This window comes from Alteromonas sp. KUL106, from assembly GCF_009811415.1.
Lineage (GTDB): Bacteria > Pseudomonadota > Gammaproteobacteria > Enterobacterales > Alteromonadaceae > Alteromonas.
Genome location: NZ_BLIG01000095.1, coordinates 1 through 434, shown reverse-complemented (window position 1 = coordinate 434; position 434 = coordinate 1). Strand labels below are relative to the sequence as shown.

1 protein-coding gene is annotated in these 434 nt (G+C 40.1%); it reads right to left on the bottom strand.

Going from position 1 to position 434, the window contains the following annotated elements; genetic code table 11:
* Positions 1-160: 160 nt before the first annotated feature.
* A partial coding sequence (locus GVO63_RS19385; RefSeq protein ID WP_236552230.1) for a hypothetical protein occupies positions 161-434 on the bottom strand: 274 nt, incomplete at its 5' end.

Below are 434 nucleotides of genomic sequence, written 5' to 3'. Positions count from 1 at the left end.
GGCACGTAGGGCATAATGGCGAAGCCGCCCTGCGTGTATGCGTCCCAGCGAACGAAGTGAGTGCGTTAATTGACTTGTTATATTTCACTTTAAACAATGGGTGCGAAGTGCAGCAAAATAGTTTAGAGCTAAATATAAAACCAAAAGCACTAAAGCAAAACTAGCGCCGCAGAAAATACAATAAAAACATATCTGGTTCATGGATATAATGTACTGGCGGATTTCCCTTTCTGCTTGGAATTACTCCAGCTTCCCACCAAGTATAAATCCAGTACGCTAAAGCAAAACAGGGAGCAAGCTTCAAAATGAATAATCTTGTTTCTCGGCCAAAGACTTTCCTTTTAGTCCAGTCATTGCCAGCATACTTATTGAATTCTTTTCTATCTTCTTCAGAAAGCATGAGCTTCAAGTTGCCTTGGTGAAATATAACTTTT